General features: G+C 65.2%; 21 protein-coding genes and 2 pseudogenes. 16 read left to right on the top strand and 7 right to left on the bottom strand.

The window, feature by feature from the left end; all coding sequences use genetic code 11:
* Positions 1 to 87: 87 nt before the first annotated feature.
* The 4 genes from E3T47_RS12940 to E3T47_RS12925 all read left to right on the top strand — a co-directional run bounded on the left by E3T47_RS12940 (position 88) and on the right by E3T47_RS12925 (position 4,243).
* Positions 88 to 924, top strand: a complete 837-nt coding sequence (locus tag E3T47_RS12940) for an exodeoxyribonuclease III (RefSeq protein WP_134556444.1) — start codon at positions 88 to 90, stop codon at positions 922 to 924.
* A 205-nt stretch (positions 925 to 1,129) separates the two neighbouring features.
* Positions 1,130 to 2,317 carry a CaiB/BaiF CoA transferase family protein gene (locus tag E3T47_RS12935; protein ID WP_134556443.1) on the top strand — a complete coding sequence of 396 codons (1,188 nt, stop codon included), beginning with the start codon at positions 1,130 to 1,132 and terminating at the stop codon, positions 2,315 to 2,317.
* Positions 2,318 to 2,365: 48 nt separating this feature from the next.
* Positions 2,366 to 3,550 carry an acyl-CoA dehydrogenase family protein gene (locus E3T47_RS12930; protein ID WP_134556442.1) on the top strand — a complete coding sequence of 395 codons (1,185 nt, stop codon included), beginning with the start codon at positions 2,366 to 2,368 and terminating at the stop codon, positions 3,548 to 3,550.
* Positions 3,551 to 3,568: 18 nt separating this feature from the next.
* Entirely contained in the window at positions 3,569 to 4,243 is a 675-nt protein-coding gene (locus tag E3T47_RS12925) for a GntR family transcriptional regulator (RefSeq protein WP_241982258.1), read from the top strand.
* Here E3T47_RS12925 and E3T47_RS12920 read toward each other — a convergent pair.
* Positions 4,234 to 4,992 carry a fumarylacetoacetate hydrolase family protein gene (locus tag E3T47_RS12920; protein WP_134556441.1) on the bottom strand — a complete coding sequence of 253 codons (759 nt, stop codon included), beginning with the start codon at positions 4,990 to 4,992 and terminating at the stop codon, positions 4,234 to 4,236. The genes E3T47_RS12925 and E3T47_RS12920 overlap by 10 nt on opposite strands.
* 53 nt (positions 4,993 to 5,045) lie before the next feature.
* Entirely contained in the window at positions 5,046 to 5,966 is a 921-nt protein-coding gene (locus E3T47_RS12915) for an AEC family transporter (protein WP_134556440.1), read from the bottom strand.
* A gap of 81 nt (positions 5,967 to 6,047) precedes the next feature.
* Here E3T47_RS12915 and E3T47_RS12910 point away from each other — a divergent pair, with 81 nt between their 5' ends.
* The 4 genes and pseudogenes from E3T47_RS12910 to E3T47_RS12895 form a co-directional block, all read left to right on the top strand.
* Complete coding sequence (locus tag E3T47_RS12910; protein WP_134556439.1) at positions 6,048 to 6,863, top strand: alpha/beta fold hydrolase; 816 nt, start codon at positions 6,048 to 6,050, stop codon at positions 6,861 to 6,863.
* A gap of 158 nt (positions 6,864 to 7,021) precedes the next feature.
* Positions 7,022 to 7,561 carry an RING finger protein gene (locus E3T47_RS12905; RefSeq protein WP_134556438.1) on the top strand — a complete coding sequence of 180 codons (540 nt, stop codon included), beginning with the start codon at positions 7,022 to 7,024 and terminating at the stop codon, positions 7,559 to 7,561.
* 2 nt (positions 7,562 to 7,563) lie between these two features.
* Positions 7,564 to 8,094, top strand: a complete 531-nt coding sequence (locus E3T47_RS16590) for a hypothetical protein (protein ID WP_134556437.1) — start codon at positions 7,564 to 7,566, stop codon at positions 8,092 to 8,094.
* A 20-nt stretch (positions 8,095 to 8,114) separates the two neighbouring features.
* Positions 8,115 to 8,417 (top strand): annotated as a pseudogene (locus E3T47_RS12895) (ATP-binding protein); the annotation flags it as partial.
* Between the two features lie 59 nt (positions 8,418 to 8,476).
* Here E3T47_RS12895 and E3T47_RS12890 read toward each other — a convergent pair.
* Positions 8,477 to 9,064, bottom strand: a pseudogene (locus tag E3T47_RS12890) (IS110 family transposase); the annotation flags it as partial.
* A 373-nt stretch (positions 9,065 to 9,437) separates the two neighbouring features.
* The gene (locus E3T47_RS12885; protein ID WP_134556436.1) at positions 9,438 to 10,274 is read right to left on the bottom strand and encodes an SDR family NAD(P)-dependent oxidoreductase; all 837 of its coding nucleotides are present in this window, start codon (positions 10,272 to 10,274) and stop codon (positions 9,438 to 9,440) included.
* An 86-nt stretch (positions 10,275 to 10,360) separates the two neighbouring features.
* On the opposite strand from E3T47_RS12885, the gene E3T47_RS12880 reads away from it, so the two are divergent.
* Positions 10,361 to 11,512 carry a cation:proton antiporter gene (locus E3T47_RS12880; protein WP_134556435.1) on the top strand — a complete coding sequence of 384 codons (1,152 nt, stop codon included), beginning with the start codon at positions 10,361 to 10,363 and terminating at the stop codon, positions 11,510 to 11,512.
* Here E3T47_RS12880 and E3T47_RS12875 read toward each other — a convergent pair.
* Positions 11,509 to 11,919 (bottom strand): DUF3592 domain-containing protein, encoded by a 411-nt coding sequence (locus E3T47_RS12875; protein ID WP_134556434.1) that lies wholly within the window; start codon positions 11,917 to 11,919, stop codon positions 11,509 to 11,511. The two genes, E3T47_RS12880 and E3T47_RS12875, sit on opposite strands and share 4 nt — an antisense overlap.
* Positions 11,920 to 11,982: 63 nt before the next feature.
* Here E3T47_RS12875 and E3T47_RS12870 point away from each other — a divergent pair, with 63 nt between their 5' ends.
* Both E3T47_RS12870 and E3T47_RS12865 read left to right on the top strand, forming a co-directional pair.
* Complete coding sequence (locus E3T47_RS12870; RefSeq protein ID WP_206751337.1) at positions 11,983 to 12,225, top strand: hypothetical protein; 243 nt, start codon at positions 11,983 to 11,985, stop codon at positions 12,223 to 12,225.
* 13 nt (positions 12,226 to 12,238) lie between these two features.
* Complete coding sequence (locus E3T47_RS12865) at positions 12,239 to 13,129, top strand: amidohydrolase family protein (protein ID WP_241982256.1); 891 nt, start codon at positions 12,239 to 12,241, stop codon at positions 13,127 to 13,129.
* Between the two features lie 188 nt (positions 13,130 to 13,317).
* Here E3T47_RS12865 and E3T47_RS12860 read toward each other — a convergent pair whose 3' ends face one another.
* Positions 13,318 to 14,331: a hypothetical protein gene (locus E3T47_RS12860; RefSeq protein ID WP_134556432.1), complete on the bottom strand. Its 1,014-nt coding sequence runs from the start codon at positions 14,329 to 14,331 to the stop codon at positions 13,318 to 13,320.
* A gap of 1 nt (position 14,332) precedes the next feature.
* Positions 14,333 to 16,015 (bottom strand): multicopper oxidase family protein, encoded by a 1,683-nt coding sequence (locus E3T47_RS12855; protein ID WP_134556431.1) that lies wholly within the window; start codon positions 16,013 to 16,015, stop codon positions 14,333 to 14,335.
* 314 nt (positions 16,016 to 16,329) lie between these two features.
* On the opposite strand from E3T47_RS12855, the gene E3T47_RS12850 reads away from it, so the two are divergent.
* The 5 genes from E3T47_RS12850 (at position 16,330) to E3T47_RS12830 (ending at position 20,838) form a co-directional block, all read left to right on the top strand.
* A complete protein-coding gene (locus E3T47_RS12850; protein WP_134556430.1) occupies positions 16,330 to 17,739 on the top strand; it encodes a DUF6421 family protein in 1,410 nt (469 codons plus the stop codon).
* Positions 17,739 to 18,425 carry an SDR family NAD(P)-dependent oxidoreductase gene (locus E3T47_RS12845; protein ID WP_134556429.1) on the top strand — a complete coding sequence of 229 codons (687 nt, stop codon included), beginning with the start codon at positions 17,739 to 17,741 and terminating at the stop codon, positions 18,423 to 18,425. The genes E3T47_RS12850 and E3T47_RS12845 overlap by 1 nt, the downstream gene beginning before the upstream one ends.
* Positions 18,426 to 18,450: 25 nt before the next feature.
* The gene (locus E3T47_RS12840) at positions 18,451 to 18,747 is read left to right on the top strand and encodes a hypothetical protein (protein ID WP_134556428.1); all 297 of its coding nucleotides are present in this window, start codon (positions 18,451 to 18,453) and stop codon (positions 18,745 to 18,747) included.
* Between the two features lie 97 nt (positions 18,748 to 18,844).
* The gene (locus tag E3T47_RS12835) at positions 18,845 to 19,729 is read left to right on the top strand and encodes an ABC transporter ATP-binding protein (RefSeq protein ID WP_134556427.1); all 885 of its coding nucleotides are present in this window, start codon (positions 18,845 to 18,847) and stop codon (positions 19,727 to 19,729) included.
* On the top strand, positions 19,726 to 20,838 hold the full coding sequence (locus E3T47_RS12830) for an ABC transporter permease (protein WP_134556426.1): 1,113 nt from the start codon (positions 19,726 to 19,728) through the stop codon (positions 20,836 to 20,838). Before E3T47_RS12835 ends, E3T47_RS12830 begins: the two co-directional genes overlap by 4 nt.
* Positions 20,839 to 20,860: the final 22 nt, after the last annotated feature.

Here is a 20,860-nt window from a genome sequence, read left to right as displayed (position 1 = left end):
GTTTTGTACTATTCAATCGCACTACCGCGTGCGGCGGCATCCTCTTCGGCCTGCGAACTGGAGGCTGGCCCCTTATAGGCTGAAGGCATGCGCATTGCCACCTGGAACGTCAACTCCGTTCGTGCCCGCTCCGGGCGAATCGTCGATTGGATGGAACGCGAGGACATCGACGTTCTCGCCATGCAGGAGATCAAGTGCAAACCGGAACAGTTTCCGTCGCAGGTGTTCGAGGACGCCGGCTACGACCTCGCCATTCACGGCCTGAGCCAGTGGAACGGTGTGGCGTTCGCGAGCCGCGAACCGATGACGGATGTCGTCACCGCCTTTCCCAATATGCCCGGCTTTTTGAAGGGTGCGGTCGGGCCCGACCAGCCGCTCGAGGCGCGAGCCCTCGGTGTGACGGTGAACGACCTGCGATTGTGGAGCCTGTACGTGCCGAACGGGCGTGCGCTCGGCGACTCGCACTATGCCTACAAGCTGGCCTGGCTGGGGGCCCTGGAGACCCACGCGGCCGAGGAACTCGCCGCAAACCCCGCGCTGGCCCTGGCCATGATGGGCGACTGGAACGTTGCGCCCCGTGACGAGGATATGGGCGACCCGAGCTTCGTGCCCGGCCAGTCGACCCACATCTCACCCGAGGAGCGGGCGGCGTTCGACGCCTTCGAGCGGGCCGGCCTAGCCGACGTCGTGCGGCCGATCGTACCGGAGGGTTTCACCTTCTGGGACTACAAGCAGCTGCGGTTTCCGCGCAACGAGGGCATGCGCATCGACTTCATCCTCGGCTCGCCCGCGTTCGCCGATCTCGTGACGGATGCCAGCATCCACCGCAACGAGCGCAAGGGCGACGCCCCGAGCGACCACGTGCCGGTGCTCGTCGACCTCGACCTGGGCGGCGATGACGACGACCGCCCAATGATCTTCTAGACCTGATGACGGCCGCCCACCCGCGTCAGCATCCGTGACCATTTCGAACACCCGCGTCAGCGTCCGTGACCATTTCGAACACCCGCGTCAGCATCCGTGACCATTTCGAACACCCGCACGGTCGATCAGTGGGGGAGTTGGCCCCGACGGCTCCGGCTTCCGCGACCCTCTTTCTCTTTCGAGAAAAATTGGATACAGTATCCAAATGACTCGGTTTGAGGACGTGACGCTCACGACCGGGCCGCTGGACGGCATCCGTGTGGCCGATTTTTCCCGCGTGCTCGCCGGGCCTTTCGCGACGATGATTCTCGCCGATTTCGGCGCCGATGTCATTAAGATCGAGCATCCGCTCGGCGATGACACTCGCGCCTGGGTACCGCCGGTCGATGAGAACGGCATGGGCAGCTACTTCGCGAGCGTCAACCGCAATAAGCGTTCGGTCGTCTGCGATCTGCACACCGACAGCGGCCTGGCCGAGGCGCGCGCGCTCGCCCTGGGTGCCGATGTTGTGATCGAGAACTTTCGCCCCGGCGTCATGGAGCAGTATGGCCTCGACTATGCCACCCTGACTGCGGAGCGCCCCGAGCTCGTCTACTGCTCGATCACCGGATTCGGCCGCACCGGCGGCGCTGCGCTGCCCGGTTACGACCTGCTCGTGCAGGCCGTCGGCGGTCTCATGAGCGTGACCGGCGCACCCGATTCGGAACCGAGCAAGGTCGGCGTTGCCCTCGTCGACGTATTGACCGGGCAGAACGCGGTCGTGGGTATTCTCGCTGCACTGCGCTGGCGCGACCAGAGCGGCCTCGGCCAGCGGGTCGACGTGAACCTGCTCTCGTCCCTGCTCGCCGGCCTCGTCAACCAGGCCTCGAGCACGCTCGCCACGGGGGTCGCGCCGACGCGACTCGGCAATGCCCACCCGAGCATCGCTCCCTACGAGACTTTTCGCACCCTCGACGACCCGATCGCGATCGCCGTCGGCACCGACAAGCAGTTCAGCAACCTCGTCGAGGTGCTCGGGCTACCCGACCTCGCCGCCGACACGCGTTTCGACCGCAACGCGAACCGCCTCGCGCACCGCGCCGTGCTCAAGGCACTGCTCGAAGAACGGCTCGAGACGCGGTCGGCCGCCGCGTGGACTGCTCAGCTTTCCCTGGCGCGGGTGCCCGCCGGCAAGGTGAATTCGATCGCCGAGGCTCTCGACCTGGCCACTCTGCTCGGCCTGGCTCCCGTCGTTCCGGTGAAAGATGCCGCGGGTTTCCGCGTGAGCCAGCAGATCGCGAACCCGATCAGCCTGTCCGCCACCCCCGCCCGCTACCTGCGCCCGCCGCCGCTGCTCGGCGAGCACACCGGCGCGTCTTTTTATGATGCTGGGGGCGCGCTCAGCACTCGCTGACCAACCAGCCGACCCCGGGCATCCGCTCTACCGACCGAAAGACGACTCATGACCGCTCTGCTTGACACCGACCTGACCGACGCCGCCGACCTCGTGGGCATCGATTCCCTGCTGACCGAGACAGAAATAGCCCTGCGAGGCGAGGTGCGGGCCTTTGTCAACACCATCATCAAGCCGAATATTGCGGGTTGGTACGAGGAGGCAGTCTTTCCGCTTGAGATCATTCCGCAGATGGCGAAGCTCGGCCTGCTCGGCATGCACCTGAAGGGTTACGGTTGTCCCGGGCGCACCGCGGTCGAATACGGCCTTGCCGCACTCGAGCTGGAGGCCGGCGATTCCGGACTGCGCACCTTCGTCAGCGTGCAGGGTTCGCTCGCGATGAGCGCCATCCACAAGCACGGCTCTGAGGAACAGAAGAACGAGTGGCTGCCGCGCATGGCCGAAGGTTCGGTCATCGGTTGTTTCGGATTGACGGAACCATCTGCCGGTTCCGACCCCGCAAGCATGACCACCTTCGCGCGCCGCGACGGCACCGACTGGGTGATTAACGGTACCAAACGCTGGATCGGCCTCGCCACGGTCGCGCAGGTCGCGATCATCTGGGCGATGACGGATGAAGGGATCCGCGGCTTCGTCGTTCCAACGAACACCCCCGGTTTCGTCGCCACGCTGATCGAGCCGAAGCTCTCGATGCGTGCCTCCATCCAGTGCGAGATCGAACTGAACGAGCTGCGCCTTCCCGACTCGGCCATGCTGCCCAAGGCGCGCGGCCTACGCGGTCCGTTCGAGTGTCTGGGCGAGGCCCGCTACGGCATCGTCTGGGGTGTCATGGGCGCCGCCCGCGACAGCTACCTGACGGCGCTGGCCTTCTCCCGGGAGCGGATGCAGTTCGGCAAGCCGCTCGCCGGCTACCAGCTCACCCAACAAAAGCTCGTGAACATGGCCCTCGAAATCAACAAGGGCACCCTCCTCGCCCTGCAGCTCGGCCGGCTCAAGGATGCCGGAACGCTCGCCCCTCACCAGATCTCGGTGGGCAAGCTCAACAACTGCCGCGAAGCCATCGCCATCTGCCGTGAGGCCCGCGCGATGCTCGGCGGCAACGGGATTACCCTCGACTATTCCCCGATGCGGCACGCGAACAACCTCGAGAGCGTGCGCACTTATGAGGGCACCGACGAGGTGCACACCCTCATTCTCGGCCAGCACATCACCGGCATCGCGGCGTTCCGTTGAGTTGTTAGGGTTTTGAGCGTGCCTTCCCCCGAGCGAATCCAGCATCCAACCCAGCGGCCGCCGACCGTTCCGGCCTTCGTTCTCGGGGAGCTGCGGCGGCTGATCGCCGTCGGCGAGCTGGTTCCCGGTCAGCCGTTGCGGCAGGAGGACCTGGCCGAGCGCCTCGGTGTCAGCCGGGTTCCGGTGCGTGAGGCGCTCAACACGCTCGAAACCGAGGGGCATGTCGTGCACGAGCCGCATCGCGGCTACCGGGTGACCGAACTGTCCCTCGCCGACCTGCTCGAGGTCTACCGGCTGCGCCAACTGCTGGAGGCCGAAGCCGTGCGCGCCACGATCGCGCTTGGCAGCGCGCGGGTACTCACCGACCTGCGCACGGCGGGCGCCGACGTCGAACGCACCAACGCGGCCGGCGATCTGCTCGCCATGAACGAGGCCAACCGACGGTTTCACTTCGTGCTCGTGACGTCATCCGGGCTGCCCAGGCTCGAACGTATTTTGCGCGCGCTCTGGGATTCGACCGAAGCCTACCGGCGTCTCTACTACGAACAGTCGGGCAACCGGGCACGGGTCGAAGACGAGCACGCGGGCATCGTTGAGGCCTTCGCCGCGGAGGATGCCGAGTTGGTCATCCGCTTGCTCGATGAGCATCGCGGCCATGCCACGACTGCGCTCGGTACGCTGCTTCACTCCTGACGGGGACTGATCACGCGAAACGCGAGGTCGCCGACCCCGTCGATTCCCGCCACGACGGTGCTTCCCGGCACGATGCGGCCGACACCGGCGGGCGTGCCGGTGAAGATCAAGTCACCGGGGCGCAGGGTGACGAACCGAGACAGGGCCGCGATCACGTCTGACACCGGCCAGATCTGGTCGGCGAGGTCACCCTTCTGGCGCTTCTCACCGTCGACGTCGAGCCAGATTCGAGCCCTGTCGGGGTGGCCGATCACCGCCACGGGTGCGATCGACGTGCACGGTCCGGAAAAATCAAAGCCCTTGGAGAGGTCCCACGGTCGGCGCAGGGCCTTGGCGGTATCCTGCAGGTCCCGTCGGGTGAGGTCGACGCCGGCGCCGTAACCGAATACGTGGGTGAGGGCATCCGCTGAAGCGATGTCGGCGCCGCCGACACCGATCGCGACGACGAGTTCCATCTCGAAGTGCAGGTCGTCGGTCTCGGGAGGATACGGCACCGTGTTGGGAGCGACATTCTGCGCGTCAACGCCCTCGTCGACGGCGTACACCGCGTCGGCCGGTTTTGCGAAGAAGAACGGCGGCTCCCTATCGGGGTCGTTTCCCAATTCGCGCGCGTGATCGGCGTAGTTTCGGCCCACGCAGTACACCCGGTTCAGGTAGAACCGCTCGGCAGAGTGCACGATCGGCAGGCTGGAGGGTGTCGGCGGAGAGAACGGGGTGGTCGGGCCGGTTTCCGGGGCGCTGAGCGGCATTTTCATCCTTTCTGGAGCGGTCGTCGTGCAGAACTGCCGAGACTCGTGATCTTTCAGGCGAGCACCGCGGCGATGACGAGCAGTGCAGGCATCGACATGACCGTGGTGAGCAAAACGGTATCTCGGGTGACGACCACCGCTCGGTCATAGCGCGACGCAAAGTTGAAGATGTTCTGCGCGGTCGGTAACGCCGACACGGCGACCACGGCAAACAGCTCGACACCGTCGAGGTCGAACACGAAATGCGCGAACAGGTACGCGATGATCGGCATCAACACGACCTTAATCGTGGTGGCGGCCACGACCTGTTTACGCCCCGTTCCAGCCTTGAGCAGGCGCTGCCCGTGCAACGACATGCCAAATGACAGCAGCACCATCGGAATCGCCGCACCTCCGATCAGTTCGAACGGTGCGAGCACCGGATCCGGCAGGGCGATGCCGAACGTCGCCACGAGCACGCCGGCAAGCGACGCGAGAATCATCGGGTTGCGAAACGGCTGGGTCAGAATCGACACGAACGATGCCCGACCGCGGGTAGCGACGTCGAGGATGGCCAGGATGGTCGGTGCCAGGATCACCAGCTGCAGCAGCAATACGGGTGCCACATATTGGGCGCTGCCGAGCACGTAGATCGCTACCGGCAACCCGATGTTATTGGCATTCACATAGGTCGCGCTCGACGCTCCGAGCACCGTCTCGGCCAGGGGCGTGCGAAAAAACAGTCGGGCAGCAGTGATGTAGACAAGTACGCCGGCCGCGATCGTGCAGACGATCGCGACCAGAAACTCGGAGAACAGCACCGAGACGTCGGCGTGGGAAAGCACGGTGAACAGCAGCGCGGGAGTCGCGATGAAGAAAGCCATACGGTTGAGCACCCGGCCGGCGCCTTTTCCGGCAATGCCGAACCGTTCGACGAAGTACCCGATCAGAATCACAAATCCGATAATCGAAAACCCGATTAGCACACCATTCATTCTGTCGAGCCTAGGGCTTTGCTTGGCCGGTGGCTCGAGCGACTCTTTCGAGCCGGCCCGTCACGTTGCTACGCTCAACGCATGCCCCGACTCGACGTTCCTGGCGCTTCCCTCTACTACGAGACTGAGGGCGACCCCGACGGGCCAGCCCTGCTGCTGCTGCACGCTGGCATCGCGACCCTGCGCATGTGGGATCCGCAGGTCGCCGCCCTCGCGGCGCACCACTACGTCATTCGCTTCGACACGCGCGGTTTCGGCCAGACGACGACCGAGAATGTCGAATTCTCCAACCGAGCGGATGCCACGGCGCTGCTCGATCATCTCGGCATCGCCCGCGCTACCCTCATCGGGTGCTCTCGCGGCGGCACGATTGCGATCGATCTGGCTGTGGAAAGCCCCGAACGGGTCGCCGGCCTGGTCACGATCGGATCCGGGCCGAGTGGGTTTCCCGTCGTGGAGCTCACCGAAAAAGAAGACGCCCTGTTCGATAAACTGGATGCGGCCTTCACGGCCCGCCAGTGGCCGCGGCTGGCCCGGCTGGAGGTCACCCTGTGGGCGGTCGGGCCGACCCGCAAAGCGGCCGACATCGACCCGGCTTTTCTGGCCCTCGCGCAGGAGCTCAACCTGCGCAACGTCATCCATGCCACGGAAACTCCCAGTTCATTGCCGCTCGAACCGCCCGCACTCGACCGGGTCAGTGACATCGAGATTCCGGCGCTCATCACCGTCGGTGAGCTCGACGTCACGAGCGCGCTGGCCCACTATGAGTTCCTGTTGGAGATGCTGCCGCAGGCGAGCGGATGCACCTTCCGCGACACTGCTCACCTGCCGAGCGTGGAGCATCCGCTGGAATTTCAGCGCGTGCTGGTGAGCTGGCTCGCGACCAACAGCCTCTGACCGCGTCCCTCCTCCCCTTGCATAAGTTCTCCACAGGTCGTCGCGTTGTCGGCCCCGGATCTTCGTCGCCCGGTAGCCTGTGGCAAGAGTGACCGACCGCGGGGAGATCGATGTCAGCGCACGAGCCAGTCCATTCCGGGGAGTTCTACCTTCGGCATGTGGGCCGAATCATCTGGCCGCGCCACATCGCCGACCTCACCGATACGACGCTCTGCCCGGCCTGTCACACTCCGCTGAAGTCCCCGATCTGTTCCGCGTGCCGACTCGACCTGCGGCATGCCACTGCAACCGCGTTGCTGGACAGCTCAGCGGATGCCGCGGCAGCCCTGGAGAAGCGCGCCGAGCTGATCGGTCACATCCGCTACGAGACTGAAACCGGCCCGATCAGCACGCCCGTACAGCCGAGAGCGACCGTTTCCGCCGGACCGCGCACCGCGCTCCCCGTCGGGCCGCCGGTCTTCGACCCGGCGGCCAGCACCAGGGTTGCGCGCGCTCTCTCGCCGCCACAGCCACCGCCGCCCCAACTGCCGGTAGCCGACCTTGCGACGGCCGTGCCCGGCCGGCCCCAGCGTTCCAGTGTTCAGGTCGTGCTGCTGTCCATCGGTGTGCTGTTGGTTTCTGTTGCCGCAATCTTTTTTCTCACCGTCGCCTGGATCGTCGCCGGCCTCGTTTCCGCTCCAATGTCGTCGCGCTTTTGACCGTGGCGGCCCTCGTGGTCGCCGCTCGCATGCGTCGCTCACGACTCACCTCCACCGCAGAGGGCATCGGCAGCTTCGCCGTCGTGCTCGTGCTGCTCGACGTCTGGGGCGTGCGGCAGAACAACCTGTTCGGGCTCGCAGCCGGCGATGGCGCACTGTACTGGGGCATCGCCCTGCTCGGCTGCACAGCGTTGTTCCTCAGCTGGCACGCCCGGTCGAACCTGCGGGTGGGGAGCGTTGCCGGCTTCGCCGTCGCGGCTCCGGGCTTCGGGCTGTTCGCGGCGGGCATCTTTCAGAGCCAGGACACCCTCACCCGCGTCTACGTAGGCTTTCTCGGTGCTGCCGTCGGAGCGCTGCTACAGTGGCGACGGTTTGTCGAAAACAGCGGATGCGGCGGCCTGCGCAACGACGGCCCGGGCGCGCTTATTCTTCCCGCTGATCAGGCGCCGCACAACTCGTCTTTGAACTCTTGGGTGAAACGCCTACGTGCTGCGGTCATGCCGATCTCTACTCTCAGTGAACCCTCATTTTAAGAGGGCCCACTGTCCGAGATATCCGCAGCAGCTCACTCCTCATCGTGAACGAAGTCGGCTACATCCCATTCGAACAAGACGCCGCGAACCTGTTCTTCCAACTCGTGTCATCTCGTTACGAACACGCCTCGCTGATCCTGACCGGCAACTTACCCTTCGCCCGATGAGGCGACGCCTTCGGCGACCAAGCCGTCGCAGCAGCCATGATCGACCGCATCGTTCACCACGCCGACGTCATCTGCCTCAAAAGCGCCAGCTACCGACTCAAAGACAGCGGCATCACCACCCTGCCTTTCGCCAGACCAGAAAACACCACAGAATAAACACACAACAGTGGCCTACTTTTCAAAGAGCACCCACGGACCACTTTTCAACGAGCGTCGACAGTTTTCATGGCCGCGGGTGACGGGTAATGCTGGAGCAGATCTAGCATCGCTGGGTGGGCCAGGTGCGGGCCCACGACCCGCTTCAACGCTGGGTGAATCTGGATCAGCAGCCCGCGAATTCGGTTGCTGGTCGCCGTCATCTGACCCACGATGTCATCGTCAAAACCACACAGCATGGACAGCTCCGCGACCGATTCATCAGCCAGGTGGATCGACCGGAACGCATGCGGCAGCGTTCGGGCGGCTTGGGCGATGATCGCGGCGTCGCGGGCATCGGTCTTCGCCTCACCCGTGTGGAGGTCGGCGATGCGCCGCATCGCCAGGCCAGGCAGGTAGCCGACGAGGACTCCTTCGGCTTGAGCGACGGCGATCGGCAGGGCACCGATCGTGGCCGGTTGGTCGACGATAACGAGCACCGTGCCGGACTGAGCTTCTGCAGCACCGCCCGCATCTTGCCTTCATCGTTCGGCAATGCCTTATCGAAAGCGACTTTCCCTGCCCTGTTCAAGGCGACGGCGTGGTGTTCGCCTTTCCCGACGTCGACACCGACGAACCCCGTCGACGCTGTCATAGTTTTCGATCATGACTGCTCCCGTCCACTCATTGTCCGGCGGCCTGGTCCACGGCGTCAACTCTCGGCATCCACGTTACGAACGACCTCGGCTTTGGGTCTAGTCGAGCTCCTATCAGCGATCACCCGACACCAATCGAGTCCGGTGACAACACCCCCGGATCATCCACGACTGGGGGCAAGTATCATGCCGGACCCGGCAGGCCAACACCCTTAGATACTCACACCATCCGAGGTTACGAACAAGGTGGGGGGTGCCGGTGTTGAGGTCGTGAGCACATGACGTACCAGATGGTCGCGAGAATCACGGCGACGACGACAAGCTCGCTGGCCTACCCTGGATTTGTCACCGTCACAGGGTGACCCGTCACCCCAATCAACGATTGCTAACCGCGGCCGACCCACCGATCCATCGAGCGGTACACGCCGAAGACGCGACCGGCGACGGCGTCCCAGGCGGCCAACGGCAGCACGCCGCGCAGCACCTTCGACAGACTGACCGTCCACGGCAGGAGCAGCTGGGGTTTGCCACAGAGCATCGCCCGCCAGACCCGGTCGACCACATACTCCGGGGTCATCAGCGGGGTAAGCAGCGGCCCGCGCGCGCCCTCGAACATGCCGGTGTCGATATAGCTCGGGCAGACCGTGGTCACCTTGACGTGGCCATGGCCCTGCTGCACGAGTTCGAGCCGCAGCGAATCGCTCCAGCCGATCAGGGCTGCTTTCGAGGCGACATAGACGCTCATGCGCGGATTGCTGAGGGTTCCAGCGGCCGACGCGATGTTCACGATTCGAGACTCGCGGTATCCGCTCGCAATCATGGCCGGCAGAAACTCGCGGGCAATGTACATGGGGGCGAGGGCGTTGATCTGCATGGTCGGGCGGGTGTCGGCACCGTTGTCGTGTTCCCAGAAGTACTTGCCGCGAACGATTCCGGCGTTGTTGATGACCACGTCGGGGTCGCCGATCTCGGTGCGCACCCGCTGCGCGGTCTGCGCGATGGCGCCCAGGTCGGCGATATCGACGACGTAGGGGACAACCTGCGTGCGCCCCCGGGAACGTTCGGTGAGAATGGCGGTGGTCGCGGCGAGCGCGGCACCGTCGCGGTCCCACAGGATGACGGTTTTCGCCCCCTCGGTCACGCAGCGTTCGGCGTACAAGCGGCCCATTCCCATGGCGGCTCCGGTAATCAGCACGCGGGCTCCGGCGACGGTTTGACTCATACACCCATCATGCCGCCTGCGGGGGTCGCCCGGCACGGATACCACGGGACTACGCTCGATTCAGCTGAAGGACTGGGGAGGTGCGCATGGACTTTCAGACCCTCGCGATCATCTCCGTGATCGCGCTGCTCGGGCCACTACTGGCAACGCCGCGCCGCTGGAACATTCCCGTCGTGATCGGCCAACTCGCCGCCGGCGTGATCGTCGGCCGCACCGGTTTCGGCCTCATCGACGCCGCCGACCCCACCTTGACCCTCCTAGCGGACGTCGGATTCGCCTTGATCATGTTCGTCGCCGGCACGCACGTGCCCGTGCGCTCCGGCGCGATTCGTGCAGCGCTCTCGGCTGGCCTGGTGCGGGCGATCCTCGTGACCGTTTCGGCTAGCGTCCTCGGCGTGGCCATCGCGATGATCTTCGGCACCCAGCACGCACCCTTGTATATCGTGTTGCTCGCCTCCTCCTCGGCCGCGCTCGTGTTGCCCCTCATCCACTCGCTCGGGCTGCGCGGGCGATCGATGCTCGAGCTCACCGCGCAGGTTGCGATCGCCGATATCGCTGCGATCGTGGCGTTGCCGCTCGCCATCGACCCGCCGAATGCGCCTCGCGCCGCCCTCGGAGCCGCCCTGATAGCGACTCTGTCCGTGGCTCTCTACGTCGTGCTGGCCTGGCTCGAACGCAACGGCTCGCGCCTGCGGCTGCACAAGCTCTCGGCCAATCGCAAATTCGCGCTCGAGCTGCGCATCCAGCTGGCCATTCTGTTCGCTCTGTCAGCGGTGGCCGTGTTCAGCCACGTCTCGGTCATGCTCGCCGGGTTTGCGTTCGGCCTCGCCGTCGCCGCGGTCGGCGAACCGCGCCGCCTCGCCCGCCAGCTGTTCGCTCTCGCCGACGGATTCTTCGGGCCGCTCTTCTTCGTTTGGCTGGGCGCCTCGCTCGCACTGCGCGACCTCGCCGAACACCCGCAGATGATCGCGCTCGGCCTCGCACTCGGCCTGGCTACCCTGCTCACCCACGCGACCACCCGCGTGCTGGGCCTCCCGCTGTCGCACGGCCTGCTGTCGGCCGCCCAGCTCGGAATTCCGGTCGCGGCCGCGACGATCGGCACCCAGTTGCACGTTCTGGCCCCCGGTGAAGCGGCGGCCCTGCTGCTCGGCGCGCTCGTGACCATCGCGGTGACCGCGGTGGCGAGCGGATGGGCGCGGACGCGCGCGGCATCCGTTTCTGGGTCGACGGTCGGCTAGAGGAACATCAGTGCGATGCCGGCGACGGCGGCGACTACGCCAATGCCGAGCAGAACCAGGCCGGTCAGGCGCAGCCCTTTACCGTCCAGGTCGGGGTCGTGCGTGCGGCACCGCTCGGGATAGCGATTGCGAAACCACACCCGCACGTCATCGCCCGCCACGAGGTGGTGCGTCTCGTGCGTTTCAGCGGGACACTCGTGCACATCGCCGTCGCTGTCAAACCAGCGGATGACCGTGGTCGGCCCCGACTCGGCCGTTCCTGACGATGCGATCACGGCGGTCGTGCGCGTCCAGCGACCGCCGATGCCGCGCACGGAAAGGCCGACGAAATAAAGGATGAGTCCGATGATAAGGCCGACGAACGAGAGGATCTCACTGATGATGCCGGCGAAGTCGAGTGCGTCCACTGGCACCGCCGTCCGTTGTCTCGTCTGCTCGCGGCACTTACCCCGATGGCTCAAGAGTATCGGGTGACGCGCGCCGGCGGCACGGTCCCGACTGGCGTGCAGCATCCGTTTTTTGACGGCCCGACTCAACAGGGAGGAAACAACATCAAGGCGCTCAACATCGTGCAGCCGATCATGCGGATGCGACCGTCGCCCAGGTCGTCAAAGCTCAGGGTCTCGATGCTCACCCGGAGCGTGTCCATTTCGTTGCCTCTTCTCGCGGGAGAAAATCAGCTCGGGGCATCCATCTGTCAAGAGGCGGTCTGACACACTGGGGACAATGATGCTCGACAATGAAGTGCCGGCCTGGTGGCGCACGCTTGGCCTGCCTGGCCTGGTCGACCTGCACACCCATTTTCTGCCCGAGCGGATGCTGCGGCGCGTTTGGGCCCACTTCGACGACATCGAGCCGCTGATCGGTCACGAGTGGCCGATCCAGTACCGCGACGACCAGGACTCACGGCTCGCGACGATTCGCCGGCTCGGCGTGCGGCGCTTCACCGCGCTGTCCTACGCGCATCGCCCCGGAATGGCGGCCTCCCTGACCGATTTCTCGCTCGACCTGGCGGCTGAACACGCCGATTGCGTGCCGAGCGCCACGTTCTATCCGGAGGAGGGCGTGCTCGGACAGGTGCAGTCCGCCCTTGATCGTGGCGCGCGGGTATTCAAGATCCACGCGCAGATCGGGGCGTTCGACCTGCGCGAACCCCTGCTCGACCCGGTCTGGGGGCTGCTCTCCGACGCCGCGATCCCGGTCGTGATCCACGTCGGCAGCGGGCCGGTTTCCCGGCCGGGGATCACCGGACCGGACAAGCTTGCGGGTGTGCTGGCGCGGCATCCGCAGCTGTCTGCGGTCGTCGCCCATCTCGGTGCCCCGGAATACAGCGAGTTTCTCGACCTGGCCGAACGGTACCCGTGGGTACACCTCGATACGACGATGGTGTTCACCGACTTTTTCGAACAGCTCGCGCCGTTCGCCCCCGCCCTACTGTCACGGCTGGCCGACCTGCCAGACCGCGTCGTGCTCGGCAGCGACTTTCCCAACATTCCCTACCCGTACGCGCACCAGCTGGAGTCGCTCGAACGGCTGCGTGACCGGGAGCCGCGGCTCGACGACGACTGGTTACGTGCCGTCTGTTGGTACAACGGACTGCGCCTAATCGGCGAGTAGGGCGCCGCAAACCTTCGGACAGTTCAGCGTGCGTCGGCGCGCAGACCTTCGCGCGATCCGGCCGTCACGCTGGCTAGGCCCAACGCCGCGCAGCCGACGTTCACCTTCCCCTTCTACAAGTCTTCCGCGAACAGTCGATCAGCGTTTTCAGGACCATCTGGCAGCCCGAGCCGACACCATCCCCGGCACTAATTGTGGTTGCTTCCGTTGCCAGAGCCGCCGTTCTCATCAGCATCGGGCTTGGAATCGGTCCCGCGGTCCGAGCTGTCGCTATCGTCGCCCGTGTCGCCCGTGTCGCCATCGTCGCCCGTGCCGCCCGTGTCGCCCGTGTCGTCCGTGTCGTCCGTGTCGCCCGTGTCGCCCGTGTCGCCCGTGTCGCCATCGTCGTCCGAGTCGCTGGTGCCGGGCGCGGCGTCGTGGTCATGGTCATGGTCCGAAGCAGCTTCGGTGGCTGCGGGCGCAGGCGCCGGCTCCTTTGCCATGTCCACACCGACCCCGGCGGTCGAGCGGGGGGAAACGGTGACTGCTGTCAGCTTGGTGTGCGCCGCGCGCGCGATGCCGTTTTGAACCGACTTTATAAGATCATCGCTGAGTAGCGGACCGGTGTAGGTCACGTCGAGCTCACCGGTGCGGAGGATGGTGGCGTAGTTGCCGAGCGCGTCCGACAGGATGCCTTCCCGAGCGATGGACTCCTCCAGTGCGGCAGGGCTGGTCGCCCGCACCGCGAACCGGAGATCGTGTACCAGGACCTCGGCGACGTGGTAGTGGTCCACCCCGGAAACCGCTGGGTCCTGAAAGTACGCTCGGTTGACCAGTTCCCCGGCTTCGGCAACGGTGCCCCCCATCGGCAGGGCCACGATCAGCTCCGGCACGAGGTGGTCGAGCGAGGCGGGGTCGAGCACGTCGGGAGAGATGTCGGACAGGCTTATCTGGCTCTGGTTCGCCTCATCGTCCAGCACCGTGCGGAGCGCGGCGAGATCGGCGCCGGGAGTCGAGTGGATTGCGATCACCACCCGACGTCGAACCATCAGCCCGTCGTAGGTCACAGTAGGTCGGTCGTTGCCCGCATCGGTACCCGCCTCAGCGGAGCCGATCAGTCCGGCCGAAGCGGGAGTGACTGTGAGGGGCGCAACCACGGCGGTGCATCCGCTCAGTGCGAACGCGATGAGCACCGCCGTGACCAACTTGGTGACGTTGTTCATTTCAGGTTCCCGGCGCAAACCCGGGTTGGTACGCCGGCGGATACGAGCCCATCGGTGTGGTGTCCACGACCGGATAGTCGGAGCTGATTGGGTCGTTGTTGCGCCAGTCGCCTACCGAGAACTGGATCATCATGTCGTGATCTTCGTGCACCAGGTTGTGGCAGTGCACCATGTACCGCCCGCCGATGTGGGCGCCGGTGTTGAACTGCATCAGCATGGTGATGGACTCGTTCTCTCCCGCGTAGAAAACGTCTTTCGGCCCACCCTCCCAGGGGAACGGCTTACCGCCGTTGGTGTTTCGGGCGATGATCTTGGCGTCGATCAGGTGTATGTGCACCGGGTGGAACCAACCTCCGGATTCGTTCGTGATGGTCCACTGTTCAATGGAGTACGGCTGAGGACTGCCGAAGCACCGGGAGAACCCGGAGGCCGCCACGTCCTCCCAGGTTTCCCCGTTGATGGTCCATTCTCCGCCCTGGCGCTGCACCCGAAGTATCCGCTTCGCCACCGCCATGTCCGGGGTCAGCTTCATCACGTCGAGGCCGCCGCGCTCGGGGTTTGCCGAGCCGCCGTCGTCGAGGGTCGCCGGGATGGCGGAGATCGACCCGGCCGTGGAGCCTGAGTCGGCCACCACCTGGAACCGCATGATCTTGTTCGTGTTGGCGTAGCTGACGTTGTTCTTGTTGCTCAGGTTGCGCATCTCGATCATTTGTCCGACCCTGTACTTGCGAAAGTCGATCAGGATCTCGTAACGCTCCGCCGTGCCCTGCCGCCAGGACTGCACCGCCTCCACCCTGGGCGTCATGCCGCCGTCGGTGCCGACGACGTAGAACGGGTCACCGGTAGACAGGGTGGGTCGATAGGAGCGTGTGATCGAGGCCACGAGCACTCGAAAACGGTAGATGCGCGGCTTGACCTTCATCGTCGGCCACGGCACCCCGTTGACCATGATCACGTCACCCCACAGACCCGCGTGGCCGTTGTCGTTGAATCCCAGAGAGCCGTCGGCATTGAACATTGCGTCCGAGATCATCAGCGGCACGTCAAACTCGCCCTGCGGCAGTTGCGCCTGCTCGTACTGGTCCGACATCGGGTAGAAACCGGCGAGCCCTGAGTACACGTTCTGGCTCGTGACCAGGTGGTTGTGGTCGTGGTACCAGAGTGTGCGCGCCGACTGCCAGTTGGGGTACTGGTAGTTCTTGACTTTGCCCGGAGCCGTGAAGTCGTTGGCGTACCCGTCGTACTGGGGCAACGACGCCGAGCCGTGCAGGTGGGTGACGGTGTTGAACGCCGCCGGGTGCAGGAGCCCTGCTGCCGGCAAAGCGTTGCGGATGCGTATCTCGGATCGGGTGCCCTGCCGCACCCGAATGGTCGGGCCGGGAAAGACACCGTTGTAGCCCGCCAGCGTGGTGGAGAGTCCCGGGAGGAGCTGGGCTTGCGCCAGCCTCTGGGTGAGGGCGAATTTGGCGAATGGCCGAGCCGGGTCGCCATCATCGAAGCCCGTGGCGTACGGCACCAGCTCGGGCGGGCGACGGAATACGCCCCGGTACGGGACCGGCATGTTCGCGGGCGCCAGCAGGCTGGGGGTGGGGACCGGGTCCGACATCCTCGCCATGCCGAGAGCACCCATCGCACCGACGGCGCCCACTGCGCCCAACTGCAGTATTTCCCGACGTGTGGTCATAATAACTCCAGAGCGGTGCTTTGAAATGAGTTCATAACGAAGAATGCCGTGGCGGCCTTGTGAAAACCTTGCCCGCCGGGGTGGTGTTCGTGTGCACGCTCGGGAACTGACCCGTTGTGCTGATTACTGGTCGCAATCGACTACTGCCGTCTCCTCAGCTCACCGATCGACACGCCACGGTGAATTCGCGCGCCATTACGCCCCGATAGCAACGATTCCTTGCGAGAAGTCGCAAGAAAACGCCGCTCGACGCCCGATATTCTGAAGAGGTACGCCCGCCGCGACCGCGGCATTCACTCGAATCGGAGGTTCCCATGTCGATATCTGTTGAAAAAACACACGTAGCTAACGCTTTGGTCGGAGAGCCCGAGGTTCTCGAAGACGGCGGAACGCCCCTTGCCCAGCACCGGTCCTGGCTCAGCCTCAAGGCCGCGGCAACCGCGCTGCAGGGTGTGCAGTCTCAGAACGGGTCCATAGCCGACGCCGAACGGCACACGGATGCCGCGGCATCCGTTTTGCGCATCACCGAGTCCATCGCAGACCTCGCGCCGCACTTCGCGCACGATGCTGCATATCTGACGGCCCTGATCACGGACTTCGACCGCTGGGTGGCAGACGGATTCGGCGAACCGGACTTCTATGACTCCCTCATGGCCTTCCAGCCGCAGCAGCAGCGGGTGAACGGGCTGCGCCACCTCGTGGTGTTCCCGATGTACACGCAGAACGGCAGCGCCAACCGCCTCATCGAAGCCGTGCTGATCGAGGTCATCTGGCCCGAGTTCGTCGGCGAGCTCGAGGCCGGCTATGCGAACAAGCTGTTCGTGCCGATTCGTTTTCTCGATTTCACTCCGGGCTACGACACCAACTCGGCCGTGTTGTTTCCCGAGACCGTGGCGATGCGCGAAATTCCCACGTTCACCTGGGGGGCGATCTTCGCCGACCGCGAAGCCGCCCGTTTTCGCCGGGTTGTGCGTGCCGCCGCCGAGATCACCCGACTTGAGTTGCCCGCCGACGCGGCCCTGCTGCTCGACGACCAGCACCTCACCGAAGAGACCTTTGTGATGTGGGATCTCATCCACGACCGCACTCACATGCGCGGCGACCTGCCGTTCGACCCCTTCATGATCAAGCAGCGCATGCCTTTCTTTCTGTATTCCCTCGAGGAACTGCGGTGCGACCTGACCGCGTTTCGCGAATCGGTCACGATCGAGCGCACTGAGCTGGCGAGCCCGGAGGCGCGGCGGCACGCGAAACTGGTGCAGTACGCGGTAATCTTCGACCGCATCTTTCGGTTCGCGATCACCGGAAACCGGGTGCGCAATTATGACGGCCTCGGCGGTCAGCTGTTGTTCGCCTGGATGCACCAGCACGGTGTGTTGCACTGGACCGACACCCGGCTCACGTTCGACTGGGAGGCGGTGCCCGAGGTCGTCATCGCACTCGGCGCGCAGATCGACGAGCTGTACTGGGCGTCGATCGACCGGCCGAAGAAGGCGCACTGGCTCGCGGCCCACGAGATGATCTCGAAGACCCTCACGCCGAATCCGGCATCGACGTGGGCCCGCGGCCTACCGCTCGAGGTGCTCGCCGGAGCGCCGAAGGGCTACACCGACCAGGTTCTCGACGACGAATTTCCGCTGTCGATGTTCTTCGAAGCGCTCGAGAAGAAGATGCGCAATGTCATCGAGTCCACGGCCGGTATCACCGGAAACGCGGTCGACTGATGCGTGCCAGTCCGGCCGTCGCCGGTCGCACCGTGCTGATCGCCGGCGCGACCAGCACGGCCGGTCTGGCCGTCGCCTCTTCGCTAGCGGATGCCGGCGCGCACGTCTTGGCTGTCGGCTCCAATCTCGCTCGCCTTCAGTCCGTACTGGCCGTGGCACCGGAGGCTGTGCTCTACGAGTGCGATCTCGCTGACTTCGATGCGGTGACCGCATTGGCGGCGCGGGTTTCTTTATCGCACGGCCCGATTGACGGGCTGATTCACCTGGTGGGCGGCTGGCGCGGCGGCGGCGGTCTGGCCGGCCAGACCGACGAGGACTGGGCTTTTCTGCACGCGCACGTCGTCACCACGCTGCGAAACACCACCCGGGCGTTCAACGCCGGCCTTCTGGCCTCTGCGGCCGGGCGCCTCGCGATTGTCTCAAGCGTGTCGGTAGACCGGCCTCTAGCGGGCGGCGCGAATTATGCGGCCGTGAAGTCTGCGGCCGAAACGTGGGTACGCGCGGTCGGGCAGGGGTTTGCGAAGGCCGGGGACACCGCCGCGGCGGTGATTTTCGTCGTGGGGTCGCTGGACGGTCTCGAAACCGAGCTGGCTACCCGGGTGACGGGTCTATGGGATGAAACGGCGGCATCCGCTAATAACAGCCGGGTGGCGCTCGCGCTCCAGTCCCCAAAACCTGACGAATAGAAAGGGCTCACGCCAGCGTAAGGGCATGAGCACCACCGACTCCCCCCTCGTCGACAAGTGGCGCAGACCCCGCCCGAGCGGGCCGAGCCTCCGCAAAGGCCTGTGGGTCACCCCCGTATTGGCCGGCGCTACCGCCCTAAGCGTGTCGCTCACTCGCAGCGCCGACGTCTTCACCCAAGCGCCGGCATCGCCGTCGACGAGCTGCACACCATGCTCGGCGCCCTGCGCGGAGACGACGCTCAACGCGCCGAACCGACCAGTCAGAGTGGTTTACGCCTACGAGCACCGCGTGATCGTGCCCGGCGGCGCGCTCGAAGCCTAGCTCCCCCGCACGGCGTAGACCGGGTTCACCCGCCAGGCGGATGTGCCGGCCCGCTGCCCCGCGCTACCGTGAAGACACGCACAACGAAAGGGCGAGCATGCTCGACATCAGGGGAGTCACCAAGAGCTACGGCGCGCGGAAGGTGCTCACCGACGTGAGCTTCACCGTCGGGGACGGCCGCATGACCGGTTTCGTCGGCGCAAACGGTGCCGGCAAAACCACGACGATGCGCATCATTCTCGGTGTGTTGTCGCCCGATTCGGGTACCGTCTTCATCGACGGAGCGCCGGTCACCGCGAGTGACCGCCGCCGCTTTGGCTACATGCCCGAAGAGCGCGGCCTCTACCCGAAGATGAAGGTGGCCGAGCAGCTGGTCTATCTGGCCCGCCTGCACGGGCTGTCGCCGGCATCCGCTCGTCGCAACACAGTTGATCTGCTTGGGCGTCTCGGGCTCGATGCGCGCGCCGGCGATACCGTCGAGTCGCTTTCGCTCGGCAACCAGCAGCGCGCCCAGATCGCCGCCGCGCTCGTTCACGACCCCGAGTTTCTCGTGCTCGACGAGCCGTTCTCGGGCCTCGACCCGCTCGCGGTGGAGATCGTGATGGGCGTTCTCGCCGGTTACGCCGCCCAGGGCGCGCCCGTGTTGTTCTCCTCGCATCAGCTCGACATCGTCGAACGACTCTGCGACGATCTCGTCATCATCGCCGACGGAGAGATTCGCGCGAACGGTTCCCGCGACGCCCTGCGCGAGCAGCACAGCAGCCCCCGCTTTGAGATTCGCACCGCCGGCGATACCGGCTGGATCCGCGAGGTGCCCGGCATCACCGTGATCGACTTCGACGGCGACTTCGCCATCTTCGAAAGCGAAACGGATGCCGCCAGCCAGGCGGTTCTGCACCGCGCGGTCGCACTCGGCGCGGTGCACACCTTCAGCCAGCAGCGACCTTCGCTCGCCACGATCTTCAAGGAGGTCATCGCATGAGCACCACGACCCGACCGGTACACACCGCCCCCACCTTCGCCCAAAGTGTCTGGCTGGTCTCCAACCGTGAGATTTCGGCACGCCTGCGCAGTAAGTCATTTCTGATCGCTACCGGAATTCTGCTGCTCATCTCGATGGCGTCGGTCATCGTCGGCAGCATTGCGAGCCAGAACACGAGCCTGACCAAGGTCGCCGTGGTTGGCACGGCTATCAGCGTCGTCGAGCGGACCGAAGCCTTCGACATCGTCGAAACTTCAAGCGTCGCCGTCGCAGAGGCTCTCGTGCGCGACGGCACGGTCGACGCGGCCGTCGTTCCGTCGTCGAGCGCCGATTCCCTGCTCGGCATCACCGTGATCGCCCTGGATTCGGTACCGAGCGACGTGCTCGGCACCCTCAGTGTGAGCCCGGACCTTGAAATTCTCGACCCGGCCGAGCAGGATAGTTTTCTCGCCTACCTCGTTGCCATCGGGTTCGGCATCATCTTTCTCATGTCGGCGACCACCTTCGGCGCCACCATCGCCCAGAGCGTCGTCGAGGAGAAGCAGACCCGCATCGTCGAGATTCTCATGTCGACCATCTCGGTGCGGGCCCTGCTCGCCGGCAAGGTGCTCGGCAACAGCCTGATGGCGTTCGGGCAGATCGTGTCCATCGGCCTACTGGTCTCGATCGGCCTGGCGATCACCGGACAACGGGTGTTGCTGGCCGATGTGGGCCCGGCGATAGTCTGGTTCGCCGTGTTCTTCGCCTTCGGTTTCGTGTTGCTCGCCGCGCTGTACGCGGCCACGGCATCGATGGTGTCCAGACAGGAAGACGTGGGTTCGGCGACCTCGCCGGTATTGTTCCTGGTGATGATCCCCTACTTCATGGTGGTCTTCTTCAACGACAACCCGCTCGTGCTCGCGATCATGTCGTATGTTCCGTTCTCGGCCCCGGTCGGCATGCCGGTGCGCATCTTCCTCGGCCAGGCCGAATGGTGGGAGCCCGTGCTCTCCCTCGTGGTGCTGGCGCTGTCGACGATGGTCGTGATTTTGATCGGGTCGCGCATCTATTCCAACGGCCTGCTGCGCATGGGCGCTAGGGTCTCGTTGCGCGAGGCCCTGCACAAGTAGGCAGGCGGGGCGGCGTCCAGCC

This window comes from Cryobacterium ruanii (assembly GCF_004404055.1).
GTDB lineage: Bacteria > Actinomycetota > Actinomycetes > Actinomycetales > Microbacteriaceae > Cryobacterium > Cryobacterium ruanii.
This window is presented reverse-complemented; position numbering and strand designations above follow the sequence as displayed.

Coding starts and splice junctions, on each gene's coding strand:
- E3T47_RS12855 (WP_134556431.1), bottom strand. CDS start 16,015: ATGACCACACGTCGGGAAATACTGCAGTTGGGCGCAGTGGGCGCCGTC.
- E3T47_RS12865 (WP_241982256.1), top strand. CDS start 12,239: ATGATGCTCGACAATGAAGTGCCGGCCTGGTGGCGCACGCTTGGCCTG.
- E3T47_RS12940 (WP_134556444.1), top strand. CDS start 88: ATGCGCATTGCCACCTGGAACGTCAACTCCGTTCGTGCCCGCTCCGGG.
- E3T47_RS12910 (WP_134556439.1), top strand. CDS start 6,048: ATGCCCCGACTCGACGTTCCTGGCGCTTCCCTCTACTACGAGACTGAG.
- E3T47_RS12930 (WP_134556442.1), top strand. CDS start 2,366: ATGACCGCTCTGCTTGACACCGACCTGACCGACGCCGCCGACCTCGTG.
- E3T47_RS12915 (WP_134556440.1), bottom strand. CDS start 5,966: ATGAATGGTGTGCTAATCGGGTTTTCGATTATCGGATTTGTGATTCTG.
- E3T47_RS12830 (WP_134556426.1), top strand. CDS start 19,726: ATGAGCACCACGACCCGACCGGTACACACCGCCCCCACCTTCGCCCAA.
- E3T47_RS12935 (WP_134556443.1), top strand. CDS start 1,130: ATGACTCGGTTTGAGGACGTGACGCTCACGACCGGGCCGCTGGACGGC.
- E3T47_RS12840 (WP_134556428.1), top strand. CDS start 18,451: ATGAGCACCACCGACTCCCCCCTCGTCGACAAGTGGCGCAGACCCCGC.
- E3T47_RS12920 (WP_134556441.1), bottom strand. CDS start 4,992: ATGCCGCTCAGCGCCCCGGAAACCGGCCCGACCACCCCGTTCTCTCCG.
- E3T47_RS12880 (WP_134556435.1), top strand. CDS start 10,361: ATGGACTTTCAGACCCTCGCGATCATCTCCGTGATCGCGCTGCTCGGG.
- E3T47_RS12860 (WP_134556432.1), bottom strand. CDS start 14,331: ATGAACAACGTCACCAAGTTGGTCACGGCGGTGCTCATCGCGTTCGCA.
- E3T47_RS12850 (WP_134556430.1), top strand. CDS start 16,330: ATGTCGATATCTGTTGAAAAAACACACGTAGCTAACGCTTTGGTCGGA.
- E3T47_RS12885 (WP_134556436.1), bottom strand. CDS start 10,274: ATGAGTCAAACCGTCGCCGGAGCCCGCGTGCTGATTACCGGAGCCGCC.
- E3T47_RS12845 (WP_134556429.1), top strand. CDS start 17,739: ATGCGTGCCAGTCCGGCCGTCGCCGGTCGCACCGTGCTGATCGCCGGC.
- E3T47_RS12835 (WP_134556427.1), top strand. CDS start 18,845: ATGCTCGACATCAGGGGAGTCACCAAGAGCTACGGCGCGCGGAAGGTG.